The 17,961-nt window shown below is 48.5% G+C and carries 15 protein-coding genes; 9 read left to right on the plus strand and 6 right to left on the minus strand.

Features of this window, described 5'->3' with window-relative positions; all coding sequences use genetic code 11:
- The first annotated feature begins 11 nt into the window (after positions 1 to 11).
- On the plus strand, positions 12 to 1,109 hold the full coding sequence (locus tag FN124_RS28875) for a glycosyltransferase family 4 protein (RefSeq protein ID WP_142688268.1): 1,098 nt from the start codon (positions 12 to 14) through the stop codon (positions 1,107 to 1,109).
- On the opposite strand, the gene FN124_RS28880 is transcribed toward FN124_RS28875, so the two are convergent.
- From FN124_RS28880 to FN124_RS28890, 3 genes are all read right to left on the minus strand, one after another.
- Positions 1,075 to 2,136 (minus strand): glycosyltransferase family 2 protein, encoded by a 1,062-nt coding sequence (locus tag FN124_RS28880; protein WP_142688269.1) that lies wholly within the window; start codon positions 2,134 to 2,136, stop codon positions 1,075 to 1,077. The two genes, FN124_RS28875 and FN124_RS28880, sit on opposite strands and share 35 nt — an antisense overlap.
- 81 nt (positions 2,137 to 2,217) lie before the next feature.
- Positions 2,218 to 3,879 (minus strand): lectin, encoded by a 1,662-nt coding sequence (locus FN124_RS28885; protein WP_142688270.1) that lies wholly within the window; start codon positions 3,877 to 3,879, stop codon positions 2,218 to 2,220.
- 207 nt (positions 3,880 to 4,086) lie between these two features.
- Positions 4,087 to 4,731 carry an HAD family hydrolase gene (locus FN124_RS28890; protein WP_142688271.1) on the minus strand — a complete coding sequence of 215 codons (645 nt, stop codon included), beginning with the start codon at positions 4,729 to 4,731 and terminating at the stop codon, positions 4,087 to 4,089.
- 80 nt (positions 4,732 to 4,811) lie between these two features.
- Between FN124_RS28890 and FN124_RS28895 the strand changes: the two genes are divergently transcribed.
- The 3 genes from FN124_RS28895 to FN124_RS28905 all read left to right on the plus strand — a co-directional run bounded on the left by FN124_RS28895 (position 4,812) and on the right by FN124_RS28905 (position 9,707).
- A complete protein-coding gene (locus tag FN124_RS28895; RefSeq protein ID WP_142688272.1) occupies positions 4,812 to 5,867 on the plus strand; it encodes a serine hydrolase domain-containing protein in 1,056 nt (351 codons plus the stop codon).
- A gap of 340 nt (positions 5,868 to 6,207) precedes the next feature.
- A complete protein-coding gene (locus FN124_RS28900) occupies positions 6,208 to 8,553 on the plus strand; it encodes a glycoside hydrolase family 95 protein (protein ID WP_142688273.1) in 2,346 nt (781 codons plus the stop codon).
- Entirely contained in the window at positions 8,550 to 9,707 is a 1,158-nt protein-coding gene (locus tag FN124_RS28905) for an SGNH/GDSL hydrolase family protein (protein ID WP_142688274.1), read from the plus strand. The genes FN124_RS28900 and FN124_RS28905 overlap by 4 nt, the downstream gene beginning before the upstream one ends.
- Before the next feature lie 2 nt (positions 9,708 to 9,709).
- Here FN124_RS28905 and FN124_RS28910 read toward each other — a convergent pair whose 3' ends face one another.
- Entirely contained in the window at positions 9,710 to 10,588 is an 879-nt protein-coding gene (locus FN124_RS28910) for an AraC family transcriptional regulator (RefSeq protein WP_142688275.1), read from the minus strand.
- A 124-nt stretch (positions 10,589 to 10,712) separates the two neighbouring features.
- Here FN124_RS28910 and FN124_RS28915 point away from each other — a divergent pair, with 124 nt between their 5' ends.
- Genes FN124_RS28915 through FN124_RS28935 form a run of 5 tightly spaced genes read left to right on the plus strand, consistent with a single transcriptional unit; the run spans position 10,713 to position 16,074 of the window.
- Positions 10,713 to 11,480 (plus strand): SDR family NAD(P)-dependent oxidoreductase, encoded by a 768-nt coding sequence (locus FN124_RS28915; protein ID WP_260607611.1) that lies wholly within the window; start codon positions 10,713 to 10,715, stop codon positions 11,478 to 11,480.
- Positions 11,481 to 11,494: 14 nt separating this feature from the next.
- Positions 11,495 to 12,835 carry an alpha-L-fucosidase gene (locus tag FN124_RS28920; RefSeq protein ID WP_142688277.1) on the plus strand — a complete coding sequence of 447 codons (1,341 nt, stop codon included), beginning with the start codon at positions 11,495 to 11,497 and terminating at the stop codon, positions 12,833 to 12,835.
- A gap of 1 nt (position 12,836) precedes the next feature.
- Positions 12,837 to 14,078, plus strand: coding sequence for an enolase C-terminal domain-like protein (locus FN124_RS28925; RefSeq protein WP_142688278.1), 1,242 nt, complete (start codon positions 12,837 to 12,839; stop codon positions 14,076 to 14,078).
- Positions 14,075 to 15,697, plus strand: a complete 1,623-nt coding sequence (locus tag FN124_RS28930; protein WP_142688279.1) for a sodium:solute symporter — start codon at positions 14,075 to 14,077, stop codon at positions 15,695 to 15,697. Before FN124_RS28925 ends, FN124_RS28930 begins: the two co-directional genes overlap by 4 nt.
- A 29-nt stretch (positions 15,698 to 15,726) precedes the next feature.
- The gene (locus FN124_RS28935; RefSeq protein ID WP_142688280.1) at positions 15,727 to 16,074 is read left to right on the plus strand and encodes a HopJ type III effector protein; all 348 of its coding nucleotides are present in this window, start codon (positions 15,727 to 15,729) and stop codon (positions 16,072 to 16,074) included.
- 57 nt (positions 16,075 to 16,131) lie between these two features.
- Here the strand turns inward: FN124_RS28935 and FN124_RS28940 are convergent, their stop codons facing one another.
- Positions 16,132 to 16,809, minus strand: coding sequence for a DUF2625 domain-containing protein (locus FN124_RS28940; RefSeq protein ID WP_142688281.1), 678 nt, complete (start codon positions 16,807 to 16,809; stop codon positions 16,132 to 16,134).
- 75 nt (positions 16,810 to 16,884) lie between these two features.
- Positions 16,885 to 17,958, minus strand: coding sequence for a hypothetical protein (locus FN124_RS28945; RefSeq protein WP_142688282.1), 1,074 nt, complete (start codon positions 17,956 to 17,958; stop codon positions 16,885 to 16,887).
- Positions 17,959 to 17,961 lie beyond the last annotated feature (3 nt).

Raw genomic sequence — 17,961 nt, forward strand, 5'->3', positions numbered from 1 at the left:
AAAGGAAAGGTATGGTAGCCAGGGAAGCTATTCTTATATCATTTAATGGTAAATCAAATGCCGGTGGGGTAGAAAGGGTTGTCTATTACCTTGATGAGTATTTTCATAGCAGGGGAATTGCTACAAAAATTATTGATGAGCCTTATCTGGTTAATCACACCTGGTTTGGAAGGCTTTTTCAACAATTGTTCCGTTTCCGGCATTTCAGAAAGAGAAAAACAATTTACCTGGCGCGTTATACTTCTGCATTTATCTGGTTAACCAGGCGCTCACATAATGTGGTCATATCGCAGGGAGAATCACTGCCTTTTTATCCGGCCCACTTTGTTTTTATTCATGGAAGTTACCATTGCATGGAACTGGCCTATGGGCGGAAAGATCCTCGTCTCAGCAGAATAGCTGCGCTGCAGCAACGCAGCTGTATGATGGCCAGGCAGATAATTGCGGTATCGGCTAAAGTTAAACAGGATCTGATTACATATTATCACGTTCCTGCAGAAAAGATAATAATACAGAATAACTGTGTAGATACCGCCCGGTTCTATCCATCGGGGAAGAAAACGGCGCAACGCAGGACCTTACTTTATGTAGGCCGGCTGGTAAAGGAAAAGGGTTTGGGCGCCTTACAGCAGTTGGCTCCTGTTATAGAGCAGTCGGATGACTGGCAGCTTTTGATTGCCTGTAATGATACTCCTGATATTGCCTTCTTTGCTGATTTTCGCCATACCAGCGTTAAAACAGGGCTGGATATCAGTAATATCGGAACTGAGGCGTATGCATTTGCTGATTTGCTGATCGTCCCTTCTATGTTTGAAGGGTTTGAACTGGTAACCCTGGAGGCGTTATCTGCAGGCATTCCTGTAACCGGAACGCGGGTAGGGGCTATCAGTGAACTGCTTGACCGGGGATTTCCAGGCGTTTATCTTTTGCCGGAAATTGCTTATGATAATCCGGAGATCTTGTCCCACTTCGATAATGTATTGGCAGCATTCCACTCTTCAACAAATCCTCATACCCTGCATCAGCAGGTAGCAGAGGCGTTTGGTATTGAAGAGTACATGAAAAAAATGGATATTATTGTGGGGCCATCGTTTTTTCATACCAGGTAAAAAAAAGATGTGCGGCTTTCAGGCTGAAGCGACTTATCATTGCGCCGGCATAGAGGGCTACTGTTCTTTTCCTGTAAGCCCGATATAATCCTTTTCTCTGTAGTGTAATAGTATGCCAGTGCCCGCGGAGGGCAGAAATAAATAACGGCCAGGAAGATGAAGCTTTGCTTTGCTGTCTGGAATATACCTCAAAGTATCCGCCATACATCAGCACCCGGCTATTATGAAAGGCGTAGTAGAGGCTATCATATTTGTCAAATACTTTTTTCGATACCAGGAAATCTTTTATCATCTCGTCTGATGTATAAAAACCTGATATTTTAGCAGCGGAAAGGATCCCCGAGGTAATGGATTGTTCTGTAGTGCTGCTTTCGCGGATGAAATAGTTGTACAGGGCATCTTTTACACATCTGATACGGGACGCATGAAAAACCGCCTCAAGCGTAAAGGGCGAATCCTCAAATATCGCCTGCCGGAAGCGTATCTGATGATTGTTCAACAGCGATAAACTATAAAGTTTGCCCCATACGGCGGTGTTCAGTTTAGCCCTGTTATGTGAATTTTCGGACAAAGCTCCTGCAACGTAATCGCTATCTAAATAACAGGCCGGCTCATATTCAAAACGCTGTAATTCAAATTCCCGGCCATCACGTTTAGTTACTTTTCTGAATCCAAAACAAACAATATCTGCCAACTCGCCGATGGCAGTTTCTATGCAGATGGCAACTGTATCTGCTGCTATCCAGTCGTCCCCATCTACAAACAGTACGTATTCTCCACTGGCTTCATCAAGACCGGTATTCCTGGCAGGTCCGGGACCGCTGTTGGGCTGTGTAATTATTTTAAAATGGGGGTATTGCCGCTGGTATTCCTTCAATATCTCCAGGGACGAATCGGTGGAACTATCATTTATGAAAATAATTTCAAGCGGTGCGTAAGTTTGTTCTAACAGCGAGTTTATACAGGCCGGCAGGTAAGGCGCCAGGTTGTATACAGGAACAATAATACTAACTAATGGATTAGGCATACCTGATATCTTCTGAAAAACTAAAGGCAGCGTTATCGCTGCCTTTAAGCAAATCCGTAGTAAAGATAGAAAAATTTATCATTACTGGTTCACCCTGAACTTCTCGGTAGCCCCGATGGTAGTACGGTTGCAGGTCATAGGCTGTGTGCCGCCTTCGCTGGAAACATACTTACCATTGCTGCCTCTCAGGGAAATGGTGCCATCACTGTTGCTGATCCAGTCGAACTGCTCCCAGGGGCCAATAGCTGTTCTGTTACAGTTCATGGCCTGTGTGCCATCCTCAGAACATACATAATAGCCGCCGTTTACCAGGGCCACTTTACCACTGCCGGCGCTTACCACTGCAAACTGTTCCCAGCCCTGGGCTGTAGTACGGTTGGCATTCATGGCCTGTGTACCGTTTTCGCTGCATACATACAGGTTGTTGGAGCTTTTCAGGGTAATGGTTTGCCCTATGGGTGCGCCTGTGCCGCCGCCCACTACAGGCGGGGTTGGGCGGGTAGCAGTTAAGCCGATCTGTCCTTTCAGCATTTTACCGCCATCGCCGGTAAGGCGCAGGTAATAATCTGCCGAACATGCCACGCCATCTTCATCCAGGGTTACAAAGTTGGAACCTGCAGGAATGAAGGAGGCATTTTCCGCTGTTTTCGCGATCTGGTTACCTTCGTTGTATTCATCGAACATAGAGATGTAAATACCCTGTGCGCCAACCCTTACCATGTTGTAAAACTGCCGCCACATGAAATCGCCGTGCGCGCGCTGGTGTTCCTGCAGGTCGCCGGGAAGCACGCAGGGCTGGTAATCGATCCCGTTGTTGTTGCAATACGCCTGGTCGGGTGTGTTTACATTAGTGAAGAAATTATCTGCGTCAGATACATTACCGATCCTGCCTACCATCCATGGGGAAATCATATTCAGTGCGCTGTAGGTGGCAAGGAAGCCCGGCCTGGAGTCGCTGGTTTCTGTGCGCCAGTGTGTAGGCACACCACCAATTACATAGCAGCCCTGGTTCTTGAACCAGTTGATCACATCCAGGCATACGGCGGCAGACCAGGGGTGGTTGTTATCGTTGAAGCCAAAGCCCCAGATACATACCACCGGTTTGCCATTCTGTTTGGCGTAGGCGGAAGAGGAAGTGTAGGCCGACATCTTGGTGGTCCAATCGGTTTTAATTTCCGATTGCATGTTGGTCCATCCGCTTACATCGTACATGATGTAAAATTTGCGGCCATAGTTTTCAGCAGCAGTTTTCACTTTTGCGGTGATGGCATCGCGTATGGGGCCTTCGATGCCGTTAGGGTTAAAACGCTGCAGCGCTGCGGCGTCTATACCGTTTTGCTGCATCCACAGGAAGTGGGTGTTTACGGTCTGGTCGTTGAAAGAGGAGAACAGCTTTGCAGGCTGGCCATTTCCCAGGTTGGCCCAGGCGGTTTGATAGGTGCTGCTGTAATCCCTTACATCCGGCCACGACTTGATACCATTATTCGTGGAAGATGGCGATGCGCCCCAGTTCTGTGTCCAGTGCCACCAGGCATTGATGGGGGAGCCATCGCCGTTGGCGGCAAACCAGCCCTGGTAGCCTACCGTAATTTTGCCGACCACATCGCCAACAGGGGAGCCAAACGCATTGATCCCTGATTTTTTACCGTCGAGCGACTGGAGCGAATTGGCGGCCTCTTTTTTTGAGCAGCCAACAGACAATGCAACAAGGGTTGCGACAAGAAGATGCAACTTGATTTTCATGTGTGGAATAATTGATAATGATTAGGAATTACTATCGGGTTTGCTTTTTTGGTTTTCTTAGAACAATGCCGGGCTATAGATAATAAAACGTGGAAGTTTTCAAGTGCAAGTAAGGAGAGAGGCACTAATCAGGGCATTAATAAAGGGCTAATAAACAAATTAAGGCTCACTTTTTTTTCACCCGGAGCCACAGGCGCCTGAAAAGGATCAGGGAAATCCCGCGTGTAATTCACTAACAGTATTAAAAATATAATCGGGCAATGCCTGTTCCAGTTCCTGCGTACTGCCGTAACCGTAGCCTACAGCAATAGCCGGCAGGCCGTTTTTCTGCGCGCCGATAATATCGTGTTTACGGTCGCCCACCATAATAGTATCAGTTGTGCTCAATTGCTGTTCCTCCACCAGGTAACGGATCAGTTCTGCCTTGTCGGTTCTTGTACCATCCAGTTCACTGCCATATACGGCAGTAAAATATGGGTCCAGCTCAAAATGCCGGATCACGATATCCGCAAATACTTTTGGCTTGGAGGTGGCCACAAACAGTCGCCGGCCCTGTGAAAGCAGCGCAGTAAGCAGTTCCGGGATGCCCGTATACCGCTCATTTTCATAGATTCCCGTTACCCTGAAATATTCCCGGTAAGCATTTACGGCCTCCCATGCCCGGGACTCGGTGAAGCCGTAGAAATCCATGAACGACTGGTGCAGGGGCGGGCCAATAAACGGTACCAGTTTCTGAAGGTCGGGCTCGGAAATGCCCGCCTTTGCCAGCGCATACTGAACAGATTTTGTAATACCGGTTTTAGGATCGGTTAAGGTACCATCCAGGTCAAATAAAATATTGCTGTATTTCATAAGGGCCGCAATATAATTTAAAAAGAGGACGTTGAATAGTTTACCTTATTTCTTAGCTTACAACTGAATACAACTGTCACATGAACGATTTCCTCCGGAACGTCTTGTCCGCTGTTATCTTTATTTCCCTGCTCGCAGGTTGCACAAAAAGCGAATCCACCACTGTTGTTGCCACCGGCTACAGCGATGTGGACCAGGTATTGAGCGATTCCGTGCCCACTGCTTTTAATGGAAAATGTTATGCAGTTATTCATGAAGATGGTAAACCGGTATATGCCAGGGGATTTGGCGGATATACCGGCAGTACCCGCCAGTTGATCGCTTCCTGCTCCAAATGGTTATCAGCTGCGGTAGTCATGAGCCTGGTAGATGAAGGGAAAATAAAGCTCAGCGATACGGTTGGAAAATACCTGCCTGTTTTTACTACTTATCATAAGGGAGATATTACCATTGCACAACTCTTCTCCCATACATCCGGTTTCCCGGGGAATTCTACCCAGGGATATGAATCCAATGTGCTGATCACGCTTTCACAGGCAGCAGAGGGCATCGCCAGGAATGTGGCGCTGCTGAACCCGCCGGGCACCACCTTTTATTATGGCGGCGTAAGTATGCAGGTGGCAGGCCGTATCTGTGAAGTAGCATCCGGTAAAAGCTGGAAGGAACTGGCAGCGGATAAAATATTTACACCCTGTAGCATGACCGGCACCGACTATGGCCTCACTGCCAACCCCCAGATCGCAGGCGGCGCCCGGAGCACACCGGACGATTATATACGTTTCCTGGATATGCTCATGAACAAAGGCGTGGCCCCCAATGGTACCCGCGTGCTCAGCGAAGCCGCCGTTGCAGCCATGGAAGAAAGCCAGACCGCGCACACCGCCATCGCCTATACGCCTTATCCTGCCGCCCTGCTCAATACAAAGGACTTTTATGGTATCGGCAACTGGAGGGATGTAACCGCTCCCGGTGGCGTGCTGATTGAAAACAGCAGCCCCGGCGCCTTTGGCAGCCATCCCTGGATCAACAGGGGAAAAAAGCGCACCGGCTTTATCTTCACCTTTATTGCAAACAATGGCTACCTGGCCACTATGCCCACCTGCCTCAAGATCCGTGCACTGGTAAGGAATAAGTAACGCGGATGTTTCTGACCTACCGCTAAATTACCATCCTGGCAGTAAGCGGTAAAATCAATCCGCCGGCTTTGCCGCTTATTGCCGGGTTACGTATCAGGAAATCGGGGTAAGTATAAGGACTGTATAGTAAGTACTACACATAAACGACTCCTGAGTATCTGAGAAGTATCTGTACTCCCATTCATGCCTTAACCGGACGATACTGCTTTTAAGGTTTTATTTCTTTTATCGTTTTTTTACCAAACAAAGTCAAGATAGTGTAGGTAATAGTCAATTTTCAGGGAGCCAGGTTACCCTGCTGTCTTTAATTTTGGCTGCATACAAATTCCACGGAAAACACATGAATCAGCAATTCTTTCCTTCCCGGTACATCAGGCTTGGTATCCTGGTGATAACAGGCATCTGGCCGTTGACAGTTACCGCACAGCAGCAGCAGCCTTTGCGCCTCTGGTATAACAGGCCCGCCAAAGTGTGGGAAGAAACCGTGCCGCTGGGCAATGGCCGCCTGGGTATGACGCCGGATGGCGGCGTAAACCAGGAGAAGATTGTATTAAATGATATCACCCTCTGGTCCGGCGCACCGCAGGACGCCAATAACTACGAAGCATATAAACAACTGCCTGCCATCCGGCAGCTGCTGGCAGAAGGAAAGAATAATGAGGCCCAGGAGCTCATGGACAAATCATTTGTATGCACCGGGAAAGGCTCTGCCGACGTGCCCTTTGGCTGCTTCCAGATGCTGGGTGAATTGTATTTGCAGTTCAGCTATCCAACAACGGATAGCCCTTCCCGTTATATCAGGACCTTGTCTTTAAACGAGGCAGTAGCCACCACTGTTTATGAAGCTAACGGCGTAGCCTATACGAGGGAATACTTTACGGATTTCAACGGGGATGTATGCGTGATCCGCTTAACTGCCGCCAAGCCCGGGCAGTTGAATATGAGAGTGGCTGTTGGTCGCCCGGAACGGGCCAGCACCCGCATGGAAGGGCAGGAGCTGCAGATGTTTGGAGAACTGAAAAGCGGCACCGCCAATCCCGGTATGAAATACCTGACAAGGGTACAGGCAAAACTGAAGGGAGGACAATTACTAACGGATAAGGATACTCTGGTTATTAAAGATGCCACGGAAGTGATCCTGTATGTATCTGCCGCCACCGACTTCAGGAACCCGCGTTACCGGGAACAAACAAAACAGCTGCTGGATGCTGCCTTACGTAAAAATTATGCACAGCAGAAACAACAGCATATTGCCGCCTTTCAGCGTTTATTCAACCGCGTTAGTATGGAACTGGGCGGCAACAACAGTGCAGACCAGACGCCTACTGATCAGCGGATCAGCGATTTTCACAAAATCCCCGCAGCAGATAACGGCATGCCGGTATTGTTCTACCAGTATGGCCGCTATTTAACCATCAGCAGTACCCGCGTGGGCCTGCTGCCGCCCAATTTGCAGGGCCTGTGGGCCAACCAGATCCAGACGCCCTGGAACGGGGATTACCACCTCGATGTAAATGTACAGATGAACCACTGGCCGGTGGAAGTGAGCAACCTGCCGGAGCTTAACCTGCCGCTGGCTGAGCTGGTGCACGGACTGGTAAAGCCCGGTGAAAGAACCGCCAAAGCCTATTACAATGCAGAAGGCTGGGTAGCGCATGTGATCACCAATATATGGGGCTTTACAGAACCCGGTGAAAGCGCGTCCTGGGGAGTTACCAAATCAGGCTCGGGATGGTTGTGCAATAACCTGTGGGAACATTATGCATTTACCAATGATAAAAAATACCTGGCAGATATATATCCTGTGTTAAAAGGCTCTGCAGAATTTTACAGCAGCATGCTCATAAAAGATGATAAAACAGGATGGTTGGTAACATCACCATCTTCTTCCCCTGAGAATTCTTTTTATCTGCCCAATGGTAAAACCGCCAGCATCTGCAATGGGCCTACTATTGATAACCAGATCATCCGGGAGCTTTTTATAAATGTGATCACTGCCGCTAAAACACTTGGTAAAGATGCTGCGTTCAGCGCCACCCTGGCGGCTAAATTAAAACAGCTGCCGCCTGCAGGCAGAGTAGCTAAAGACGGGCGCCTGATGGAATGGCTGGAAGAATATAAGGAGACAGAGCTTACACACCGGCACATTTCACACTTATATGGTTTGTACCCAGCTTCGCTGATCACGCCGGAAGCTACGCCGGAACTGGCCGAAGCCTGTAAGAAAACACTGGATGTAAGAGGAGATGACGGCCCCAGCTGGTCTATCGCCTATAAGCAATTATTCTGGGCGCGACTGCACGATGGCAACCGCGCATTTAAATTATTCTCCCAGCTGATCAGGCCCACTTATAATACGGATATCAACTACGGCGCCGGTGGCGGCGTTTATGCCAACCTGTTTTCTGCAGGTCCCCCGTTCCAGATCGATGGCAACTTCGGTGGTGCAGCCGGACTGGCGGAGATGCTGATCCAGAGCCATGCAGGCTTCATTGATCTGCTCCCCGCATTGCCGGATGCCTGGAAAGCTTCAGGCAGCGTGAAAGGAATGAAAGCAAGAGGTAATTATACGGTAGATATGACCTGGAAGAACGGTATCGTAACCAACTATAAGATACGCGGCGCCGGTAAGGTAAAAGTAAGGGTTAACGGCCAGATGAAAGAGATCCAGGCAACAAAGATATGAGCAGGAAATTTACAGTACTGATATTCAGTATAGTCATTACCGTTAGTACCATGGCGCAGGAAAAATTTGTGACGCGGTACGGCCGGCTGGACAATATAAGGTATCATATTAAAACCGGTAAAAAGGCCACCATTACATTTATGGGAGGCTCTATTACCAATATGGAAGGCTGGCGTGGCAAGGTGTGCGATTATCTCACGACAACTTATCCGGGCACCGCTTTCCGTTTTATCAATGCAGGCATACCTTCTCTGGGCAGTTTGCCGCATGCATTCCGCTTTGCGCATGATGTATTAAGCAAAGGGAAAACCGATCTGTTATTCCTGGAAGCAGCGGTGAACGACCGTGTGAACGGCACCAACGAAGTAACGCAGCGCCGCGCCATGGAAGGGATTATCCGTCATGCGCTGAAAGCCAATCCCCGCGTGAATATTGTGCTGATGGCTTTTGCAGATGAAGATAAAATGGCCGATTACCATGCCGGCAAAGTGCCGGTAGAAGTACAGGTACATGAAGATCTTGCCAAAAAATACCACCTGCCTTTCATCAATCTCGCCAAAGAAATTACAACCCGCATTGATGCCGGTGAATTTACCTGGAAAGATGATTTCAAAGACCTGCACCCGTCGCCCTTCGGACAGCAGTTGTATTTTAATGCTATCAAACGGTTGCTGGATGAGGACTTCAGCGCCTTGTCGCCAAAGCATTTGGCATCGGTGAAACTGCCCCGTGCAGCAGACCCGCTTAATTATGAAAACGGCGCTTATGGCGATATTCATGATGCGCTTAACAGGAGTGGTTTTGATATAATTGTATCATGGGAACCATCTGATAAGGTTGGTACCCGCGAGGGATTTGTAAAAGTGCCTATGCTGGTGTCGGATACTGCAGAAGCCAGCGTGGAGTATCCTTTTACCGGGCGTACCATCGGTATTGGTATAGTTTCCGGCCCCGATGCCGGTGTGATCAGTTATCGTATTGATGATGGCGCTGTGCAGCAGAAAGACCTGCGCACGCAGTGGAGTAAAAGTTTGTACCTGCCCTGGTATCTTATCCTGGGAGATGACCTGGCGCCCGGCAAACATACGCTGCGCCTGCAAAAGAAGGGGGATGGCTCCGTTTGCCGCGTAGTGTATTTCCTGGTGAATTCCTGAGTTTAATCAAGAGAGGCAACTTCCTTTTTATATTCTCTCGGAGTTTTCCCTTTTATTTTTTTGAAGAAACGGTTAAAGTGCGTGGTATTTCTGTAACCGCACTTATTGGATAATTCTGTTATCGGCATTTCCTTTTCCTGCAACAATCTGCAGGCGTACCCTATCCTTAATTCATTGACGAAATGGGTGAATGATTTTTGTGTCCGGCTTTTAAAGAACCGGCAAAAGGAATGCACATTGATACCCGCCACAGCCGATATTTCCGACAGGGGTATGTCTCTTCTGAAATGCCGGAAAATATATTTGAATATATCATCCATCCTCGACTGATCTTTATCATTATACAGGTTTACATAGTTGGTGCCGGCCAGGAGCTTATATTCTTTAGTGGCCATCATTGTTTGCAGCAGTGTAAGAAAGGAAATGGTTTGCGGAAGATCCTGCTGTTGCAGCATCTGCTGCATCAGCGCCAGTATTTCGGCTTTGGCCTTTCCATGGAACTGGATGCCCCGCTGCGCCTTTTTTAACCATGTTTTCAGTGCGCTGGTATTGGTGAAGGAGCTAAGATGCTCTACCAGCAGATCCGGAGAAATATATAACGCCAGTGATCTTGCCTGCAGCTTGTTCTTCCCTTCAAAATATTTTTGTTCATTATGCCATACATGCGGGGTACCCGATCCTACAAATATCAGTTCCCCGCTTTCAAAATAGCTGATATTATCGCCAATGATGCGGCGCCCGGCGCTTTCCACCACATATACCAGCTGGCATTCATGGTGAAAATGAAACTCCGTGGAAAAATACGGTTGTGTAATTTCCTTTACCAGGTATACACTTTGTTCAAGGGCTTTATCGCCCGGTATTGCAAAAAGAGGCTTCATATTGTCTGCCTAAAATAGGTAAATTAGGTAAATAAGTCAAAATAGTGTTGATTTAAGTCAATTTCACCGGGATGACCTACCTTATCCCTGCTTACTTTTGATTATCCACGGAAAATGAAAAATGATGATACTGCAAAATAGAATAGTGCTGATCACCGGCGGCGCATCCGGCATTGGCCAGGCCTGCGCACAAACCTACGCAAGGCAGGGCGCTACTGTGGCAGTAGTAGATAAAGACAAGCCCGCATTGCAACGTTTGAAACAGCAGATGGGCGCCCCACATATATTCCTGGAAGCAGATCTTAACAGCGGCCCCGCCATAGAACAGGCCATTGACACCATACTCCAAAAATACGGACGGCTGAATGCTATCCATAACAATGCAGGCGTTGCAAGTCCTTCGAAACCTTTACATGATACCACCGAAGAAGAATGGGAGCTGGTAATGAATGTAAATGTACGTGGCATCTATTACACCACCCGTTATGGTATTGCAGCGCTGAAGGCTTCCCGCGGCTGTATCCTCAACACCAGCAGTATGGTGGGGGAAATAGGGCAGGATAACCATGCCGCCTATGCAGGCAGCAAAGGAGCCGTAAATGCGCTCACCAAAGCCATGGCGCTGGATTATGCGGCAGATGGTATCCGGGTAAATGCAGTAGCTCCCGCCGGCGTATGGACGCCCATGCTGCGGCAGTGGAGTAAGGAACAACCGGAACCTGCACGCATCATCCAATACCTGGATAATATTCATGCTTTGGGATATTGCCCTGAAGCAGATGAAATTGCCAACGTATGTGCGTTCCTGTTATCAGAACAGGCCCGCTTTGTTACCGGCTGTATTATGCCGGTAAGCGGGGGAGCAGAACTTGGATATAAACATACCCTGTAAAATAAAAGTGAACGATGAAGAAATTAGCTACTTTCTGTTTGTTGTTACTGGCGCTCCGAAGTGGGGCGCAAACCAATACACAGCTGGATCCGGGGATCCTTACCAGTAAAAATGTAATGGACCGGTTTATGGATCTGCGGTTTGGCATGTTCATCCACTGGGGGCCTGTTACGCTGAGAGGCACGGAAATAGGCTGGTCGCGCCACGTACAGGTGCCGGCTGCCGATTACGATACGCTGTACCGCCAGTTTAATCCCGTAAAATTCGATGCAGATGAATGGGTGAAAACAGCCAGCGATGCCGGTATGAAATACCTGACCATCACGGCGAAGCATCATGATGGATTCTGCCTATGGCCATCTGCCTATACAGATTATAATATTATGGCTACTCCCTTTAAGAAAGATGTAGTGGGACTGCTGGCAAAGGCCTGCAAAAAGTATCACATAAAGTTCTGTATCTATTACTCGGTGCTCGACTGGCATTACCCTGAATACCCGATAGATAATCCGAATGATACAACGGAAAGGGGAATACGAAAAGACGCGCACATGGAGAAGTATGTGACATACATGAAAAACCAGCTGAAAGAACTGGTGAAAAATTATGATCCTTATATGCTGTGGTTTGATGGCCCCTGGGAAAAGCCCTGGACACCGGAAATGGCGCTGGATATGTATGTGTATCTCAAAACGCTGAAGAAAGACCTGATCATCAACAATCGCCTGGGCAAAGCATTTTCCGGCACCGGGGCTTCCGGTACCGCCTCCTTCCTGGGTGATTACGATACGCCGGAACAGCGTATAGGCGACCTGGATATGAACACACCCTGGGAAACCTGTATGACCATCTGCGAGCAATGGGCCTGGAAACCTAATGATAAAATGAAATCGCTGCAAACATGTATTCAAACGCTGGCAAAGGCCGCCGGGGGTAACGGCAACCTGTTGTTCAATGTAGGCCCCCGCCCGGATGGTATGATAGCACCTGAACAGGCAGCGCGTTTAAGGGAAATGGGCGACTGGCTCCGTAAATACGGCGCTGCCATTTACAATACGCATAGCGGTCCTTATTATCCCAACAGCCAATATGCAGCTACGCGCAATGGCAACAAAATATACCTGCATGTTTTTGATCCTGCACAGCAAAGCATTGAGCTTCCTGCTATGCCGGGCGTAAAAGTAACCAGGGCATACCTGCTGAAAGGCGCTGCAGTGAAGCTGACTGCAACGGCTGATCAGCTGACTATAACATTGCCGGCAGCATTACCGGATGCCAACGATACCGTAATAGTATTGGAAACGGATAAACCGGCCATGAGTGTGGCTCCCATAAAAAATGACAAGTTAAAATAAGATGATCAGTAAGATAGTTGTAAAAGATGCCCGGTTCCCTTTAACAGGAGGCGCCGGTAGTGATGCCGTGCATCAGAACCCCGTATATTCATACACGGTAGCCTGCCTCTATGATGACAAAGGCAACTGCGGCACTGGCCTGGCCTTCACTTTAGGGGCAGGTAATGAACTGGTATGTGCTGCCGCCAGGTTTTATGGCGAACAGCTTATAGGCAGGGAGCTGACGGAAGTAATGGCTTCTTTCGGCGACTGGTTTAAACAACGCTCAGATGAGCAGCAGTTCCGCTGGCTGGGACCTCACAAGGGAGTGGTGCACCTGGCGCTGGCAGCAGTTACCAACGCCTGCTACGATCTGTGGGCCAAACAGCAACAGGTGCCTTTATGGAAACTGTTGCTTGATCTCACACCAGAACAGGTAGTGAGCACACTGGACCTGTCGTACCTGGAAGAGGTGCTGCCGCGGGAAGAAGCCATCCGTATGTTAACGGAGATGCAGGATTCAAGGGCTGCGCGGGAAGGCGTGCTGCGCACCGGTTACCCGGCATATGATACCTCGGCCGGCTGGTTCAATTACCCCGATGAGCAACTGGAAGCCAATTGTAAACGTGCATTGGATAATGGCTTCCGGGCACTGAAATTAAAAGTGGGCGCAAAAGACCCGGAAACGGATATACGAAGAGCGCACATTGTAAGAAATGCAGTTGGCGATGAGATCAAAGTAATGGTAGATGCCAACCAGCAATGGAATCTGCCGCAGGCAATTGCTATCGGTAAAAGACTTGCAGCTATCAATCCTTACTGGATAGAAGAGCCCACGCACCCCGACGATGTGCTGGCGCATAAAACACTGGCCGATGCGCTGAACCCGGTGAAACTGGCGCTGGGCGAACATGTACCCAACAAAGTGATCTTTAAGAATTACCTGCAAACCGCCTGCGCGGGCTTTATACAGGTAGATGCCGTTAGGGTGGGAGGCGTAAGTGAGTTTATTACCGTAAGCCTGCTGTGTAAAAAGTTTGGCGTACCGGTGGTTCCGCATGTGGGCGATATGGGGCAGCTGCATCAGCACCTGGTGTTGTTCAATCATATTGGAATGGGACATGAAGCATTGTTCCTGGAGCATATTCCGCACCTGCGTAAACACTTTGTTCACCCCGCATCGATCACCAGCGGTTTTTATCAGACACCTCAAACACCGGGCAGCAGTTGTGATCTGCTTGCCCTTAATACTTTCCCGGGATGATAGCTACTACAGATATTATCATCAGCATTGGCTACGTGGCCCTGATAGTGGGACTGGGCTTCTGGGCAGGACTATCCGGCAGGAAGAATGATTCGGCGGCGGGAGAGTATTTCCTGGCCGGTAAATCGCTTCGATGGCCCATGATAGGCATGGCATTGTTTGCTACCAATATTTCCTGTTTGCACCTGGTGAGCCTTGCCCAGAGCGGTTTTGATACGGGGCTGCTGGCAGGCAACTTTGAATGGATGGCTGCCTTCACACTGATATTGCTGGCGCTTTTCTTTGTGCCGTTTTATATCCGTTCCGGCGTGGCTACGCTGCCTGATTTCCTGGAGCGGCGTTACAACCGGGCTTGCCGCGACTGGCTGGCGGTGGTGTCTGTGGTATCGGCGGTGGTGATCCATATTGCATTTTCTTTCCTGGCCGGTGGCATAGTGTTGGAAACCTTGTTTGGTATCAATATGTTTACCAGCATTATTCTTATTGCAGTGGTAACCGGGGCTTATACGATAGTAGGTGGGCTCAGGGCAGTAGTGGTAACGGAAGCCGTGCAAACAGTAGTACTGCTTACGGGTGCGGTGATCATCACGGTATTGTCGTGGTGGAAAGTGGGGGGCTGGCAACCGGTGATGCAGGTATTACAGGAAGGACAGCAGCTGGATAAGCTTTCCATGCTGCATCCGGCTGGCGATCCCAATGGCCTGCCCTGGTACGCGGTGTTCCTGGGTTATCCTGTGATTGGTATCTGGTACTGGTGCGCGGATCAGACCATTGTACAGCGCGTGCTGGGTGCAAAAGATGAAAATCATGCACGTACCGGGGCTTTGTTCTGTGGCTTTATAAAAGTATTGCCTGTTTTTATTTTTATTCTCCCCGGGTTGCTGGCGTATGTGCTATACAAACAGGGCCACCTGGACCTGGAAGTATTGCGGCAGGCCAACGGGCAGCTGCATACAAAAGGGATCTATTCAGTGATGATCACGCGGTTGGTGCCAACGGGGCTGGTGGGCGTGCTGGTAGCTGCATTGTTGTCCGGTCTCATGAGCCAGATCTCCGGGGCGCTGAACTCTATTGCCACCCTGGTAAGCTACGACCTCTATAAACGGAACCGCCCGGAGGCAACAGATAAACAGCTGGTGAAAACGGGCCGTATAGCGGCTGGTTTGGCGCTGGTGTTGTCGATAGGGCTCTTACCCTTACTGAACAGGTATGAAAGCCTTTTTAATGGCATTAATGATGTTATATCACATATTGCGCCGCCTATCACCTGCGTATTTTTATTAGGCGTGTTCTGGAAAAAGGCATCCTCCCTTGCGGCGCAGTATACTTTATGGATAGGTTCTGCATTGGGGGCAGCCGTATATCTTACCGGTAAACTTTACCCGGTTAATATCCCGCCGCTGATGGTGGCATTTTACCTGTTCATGATTTGCGTGGTATTACAGGTGGTATTGTCGTTTGTATTCCCGGTACAGCATACGGCTGAAAGCAAAGGCCTTTACTGGGAAAGCCCGCTGGCGCCGTTGCGGGTAAAAGGATGGCCGGGCCTGGCTAATTATAAAGTATTGTCTGCCGCTTTACTATTGGTGATGGCAGTGCTTTATTGGTGTTTCAGGTAAATGCAGCATTAAATTTCTATTTTTGCGGAATGAAAGAACAACTGACTACTTTGCTTAACGGATTAAAGAATAATTCACGCCCGTTCAAAGAGGTATTGGAGTTTATAGATACTTACTATCAACATCAACCAACCGCTTTTAAAAATGGGGAAACGTATAATGAGGCTACTCAAAACCAGGGAAGCGCCAGGGTTTTTGCTTTTGCACAGCTGAATAACCTGGAGAAGGAAGACACGCTTCAATTATTTGCCGAACATTATCAATCTGTATTAAATAATCCAGGGGGAACTGATCATCAGAATATCAGGCAGTTTATGATCCATGGCTGGCCTGGAATAAGTTTTGAAGGGCAGGCCCTGCTGGAGAAACAGGCGTAAAAATAAAAAGGCAAGGCCATTCATTTTGAGATGGCCTTGTCTTTTTATTTTTACCGCTTAATGTCCTAATTGCTCCCGCAGGTCCATTTGCAGGGACCATACTTCTTCCACCGGCACTGCTTTTTTGCTTACGTTGTTAATGTCTTTTCCTTCTTTGGAAAAAAGAAATGGCACAAAGCTGAATGCCTGGTTACCGTTTATTGCGGCTACATCTTCACGCCAGCCTTTCCAGCGGAATGCGCTATAAAATCCTTCGATATCGCCGGAGCAGCAGAAGGAAATAAAATCGCTGTAGCTGATCTCCATGTTTTCCCATTCCAGTGTATCCGGCGCAAAGTAAAACACGCTGCCAATGCCTTCCTGTGCGGCAATGCCGCCGGCATTGATGGCGAAGAAACCACCGGTCACATCATCTGCAATTAGTAAAAAGCCGGGCTGCTCACCTGTTTGGCTATACGATTTTCCCTCATTCCAGCCGGGCAGGGTACGGTCCAGTTTTTCATGGCCTGAGCCCAGTACCCGGATCCATCCATGGTCTACCAGCAGGCCGCCGCTTTCATAAATAATGGCGCCCATAGGGGAGCGGGTGGTTACCTGGGTTTGATACAAAGCCTGCTCTGCACGGGCGCTGTCTTTCGGAAGGATTTCTATCTGATTCTTACCATCTTTGATCCATTCCTTTACCAGGTTCCAGCCTGGTTCTTTGGTGTTGATCAGTTCATTAACAGGTTTCATCTTTGCAAATTAAATAAAAAACGCGGGTGAACAGTAGGTGTGTTCATCCGCGTTTTTTATTTAAAGGGAAGATGATTATTTTATTTTACGCTTTAGTTCTTCAATTTCTTTTTGCTGTTGAATGAGATACAAGGTGAGCTCTTCTACTTTTTGTAACAGGAGCTTGTTCATTTCTCCGATATCCACTCCATTTTCTTTTACTTCTGCTGCGGTGGGGATTTCGGGAAGATGACCATTTTTTGTGATGAAGCTTTCCACTTCCTGTAACAGAGGAAGTTTGTATTCCGGGTGGAAAACAAAGTCGGCCCAGTTGGCTTGTTGTGTAACTTTTATACGGCGTGCGCCGATAGTGCCTTCTACAGCCAGTTTGTAGTTATTCGGTGTTGTTGTGCCAATGCCTATGTTGCCACTATTGGTGATTACCATGTGATATCTTGCTGGGCGTGCCGTGGTGTCTGCCTTTCCCCAGCCATTCGCAGTCCATGCCGGCGCTCCGGCTATTTCCAGTTTTGCGGTGGGAGCAGTTGTGCCGATACCTACATTACCAAAAAAGTAGTTAAGTCCACCAAGAGAATAAGTATTACCACTGTACGTACTTCCATTGGTGTTTACATAGTTGTCGATGGAAGTTTTGAAAGTATTGGATATATTGGTAAGAGGCTCTGTATATGGGAGCGGGCCGGAAGCGGTACCATCATATACCGCTACTTTGTCACTATAACGTGAGCTATAGGTATAGCTTGTCTGTCCCCGGAGCCAGATAATCATAATCTTTGAATTATTTCCAGAGGTAGCATCTTTCCAACCCGCCACTAATTTATTAAAAGGCATTGCCGGATTTGAGTATTGCCTGATGTCCGCATCGATAAAATGCGAGCCATGTCCCCAATTGGTGGTGTGGTACCTGAATGTGGCGATAATACTGCCTCTCCAGCTACCATCAGGACCGTCCCTGTGTACATTGGAGCGCCCTATCTGAAGCTCTGAAGCTTCGTCATAATTCCACGCCGTGTCAGTAAATACCACCGGGTAATATTTGTCAATGTCGCCATTCACTACAAAAGTGCCACGAACCTGGGCCTGGGAATGAAAGCTGCACAAGGTTAATAAACAGGCCAATAACAGGCCGGGTAACAGGATGAATTTCATATG

Origin of the sequence: Chitinophaga polysaccharea (assembly GCF_902150045.1) — a bacterium.
Classification (GTDB): domain Bacteria; phylum Bacteroidota; class Bacteroidia; order Chitinophagales; family Chitinophagaceae; genus Chitinophaga; species Chitinophaga polysaccharea_A.

Bases quoted from the DNA above. Each gene is read 5' to 3' on its own strand.
- FN124_RS28880 (WP_142688269.1), bottom strand. From the start codon at position 2,136: ATGCCTAATCCATTAGTTAGTATTATTGTTCCTGTATACAACCTGGCG.
- FN124_RS28930 (WP_142688279.1), top strand. From the start codon at position 14,075: ATGATAGCTACTACAGATATTATCATCAGCATTGGCTACGTGGCCCTG.
- FN124_RS28875 (WP_142688268.1), top strand. From the start codon at position 12: ATGGTAGCCAGGGAAGCTATTCTTATATCATTTAATGGTAAATCAAAT.
- FN124_RS28920 (WP_142688277.1), top strand. From the start codon at position 11,495: ATGAAGAAATTAGCTACTTTCTGTTTGTTGTTACTGGCGCTCCGAAGT.
- FN124_RS28885 (WP_142688270.1), bottom strand. From the start codon at position 3,879: ATGAAAATCAAGTTGCATCTTCTTGTCGCAACCCTTGTTGCATTGTCT.
- FN124_RS28910 (WP_142688275.1), bottom strand. From the start codon at position 10,588: ATGAAGCCTCTTTTTGCAATACCGGGCGATAAAGCCCTTGAACAAAGT.
- FN124_RS28900 (WP_142688273.1), top strand. From the start codon at position 6,208: ATGAATCAGCAATTCTTTCCTTCCCGGTACATCAGGCTTGGTATCCTG.
- FN124_RS28940 (WP_142688281.1), bottom strand. From the start codon at position 16,809: ATGAAACCTGTTAATGAACTGATCAACACCAAAGAACCAGGCTGGAAC.
- FN124_RS28890 (WP_142688271.1), bottom strand. From the start codon at position 4,731: ATGAAATACAGCAATATTTTATTTGACCTGGATGGTACCTTAACCGAT.
- FN124_RS28905 (WP_142688274.1), top strand. From the start codon at position 8,550: ATGAGCAGGAAATTTACAGTACTGATATTCAGTATAGTCATTACCGTT.
- FN124_RS28915 (WP_260607611.1), top strand. From the start codon at position 10,713: ATGATACTGCAAAATAGAATAGTGCTGATCACCGGCGGCGCATCCGGC.
- FN124_RS28945 (WP_142688282.1), bottom strand. From the start codon at position 17,958: ATGAAATTCATCCTGTTACCCGGCCTGTTATTGGCCTGTTTATTAACC.
- FN124_RS28895 (WP_142688272.1), top strand. From the start codon at position 4,812: ATGAACGATTTCCTCCGGAACGTCTTGTCCGCTGTTATCTTTATTTCC.
- FN124_RS28925 (WP_142688278.1), top strand. From the start codon at position 12,837: ATGATCAGTAAGATAGTTGTAAAAGATGCCCGGTTCCCTTTAACAGGA.
- FN124_RS28935 (WP_142688280.1), top strand. From the start codon at position 15,727: ATGAAAGAACAACTGACTACTTTGCTTAACGGATTAAAGAATAATTCA.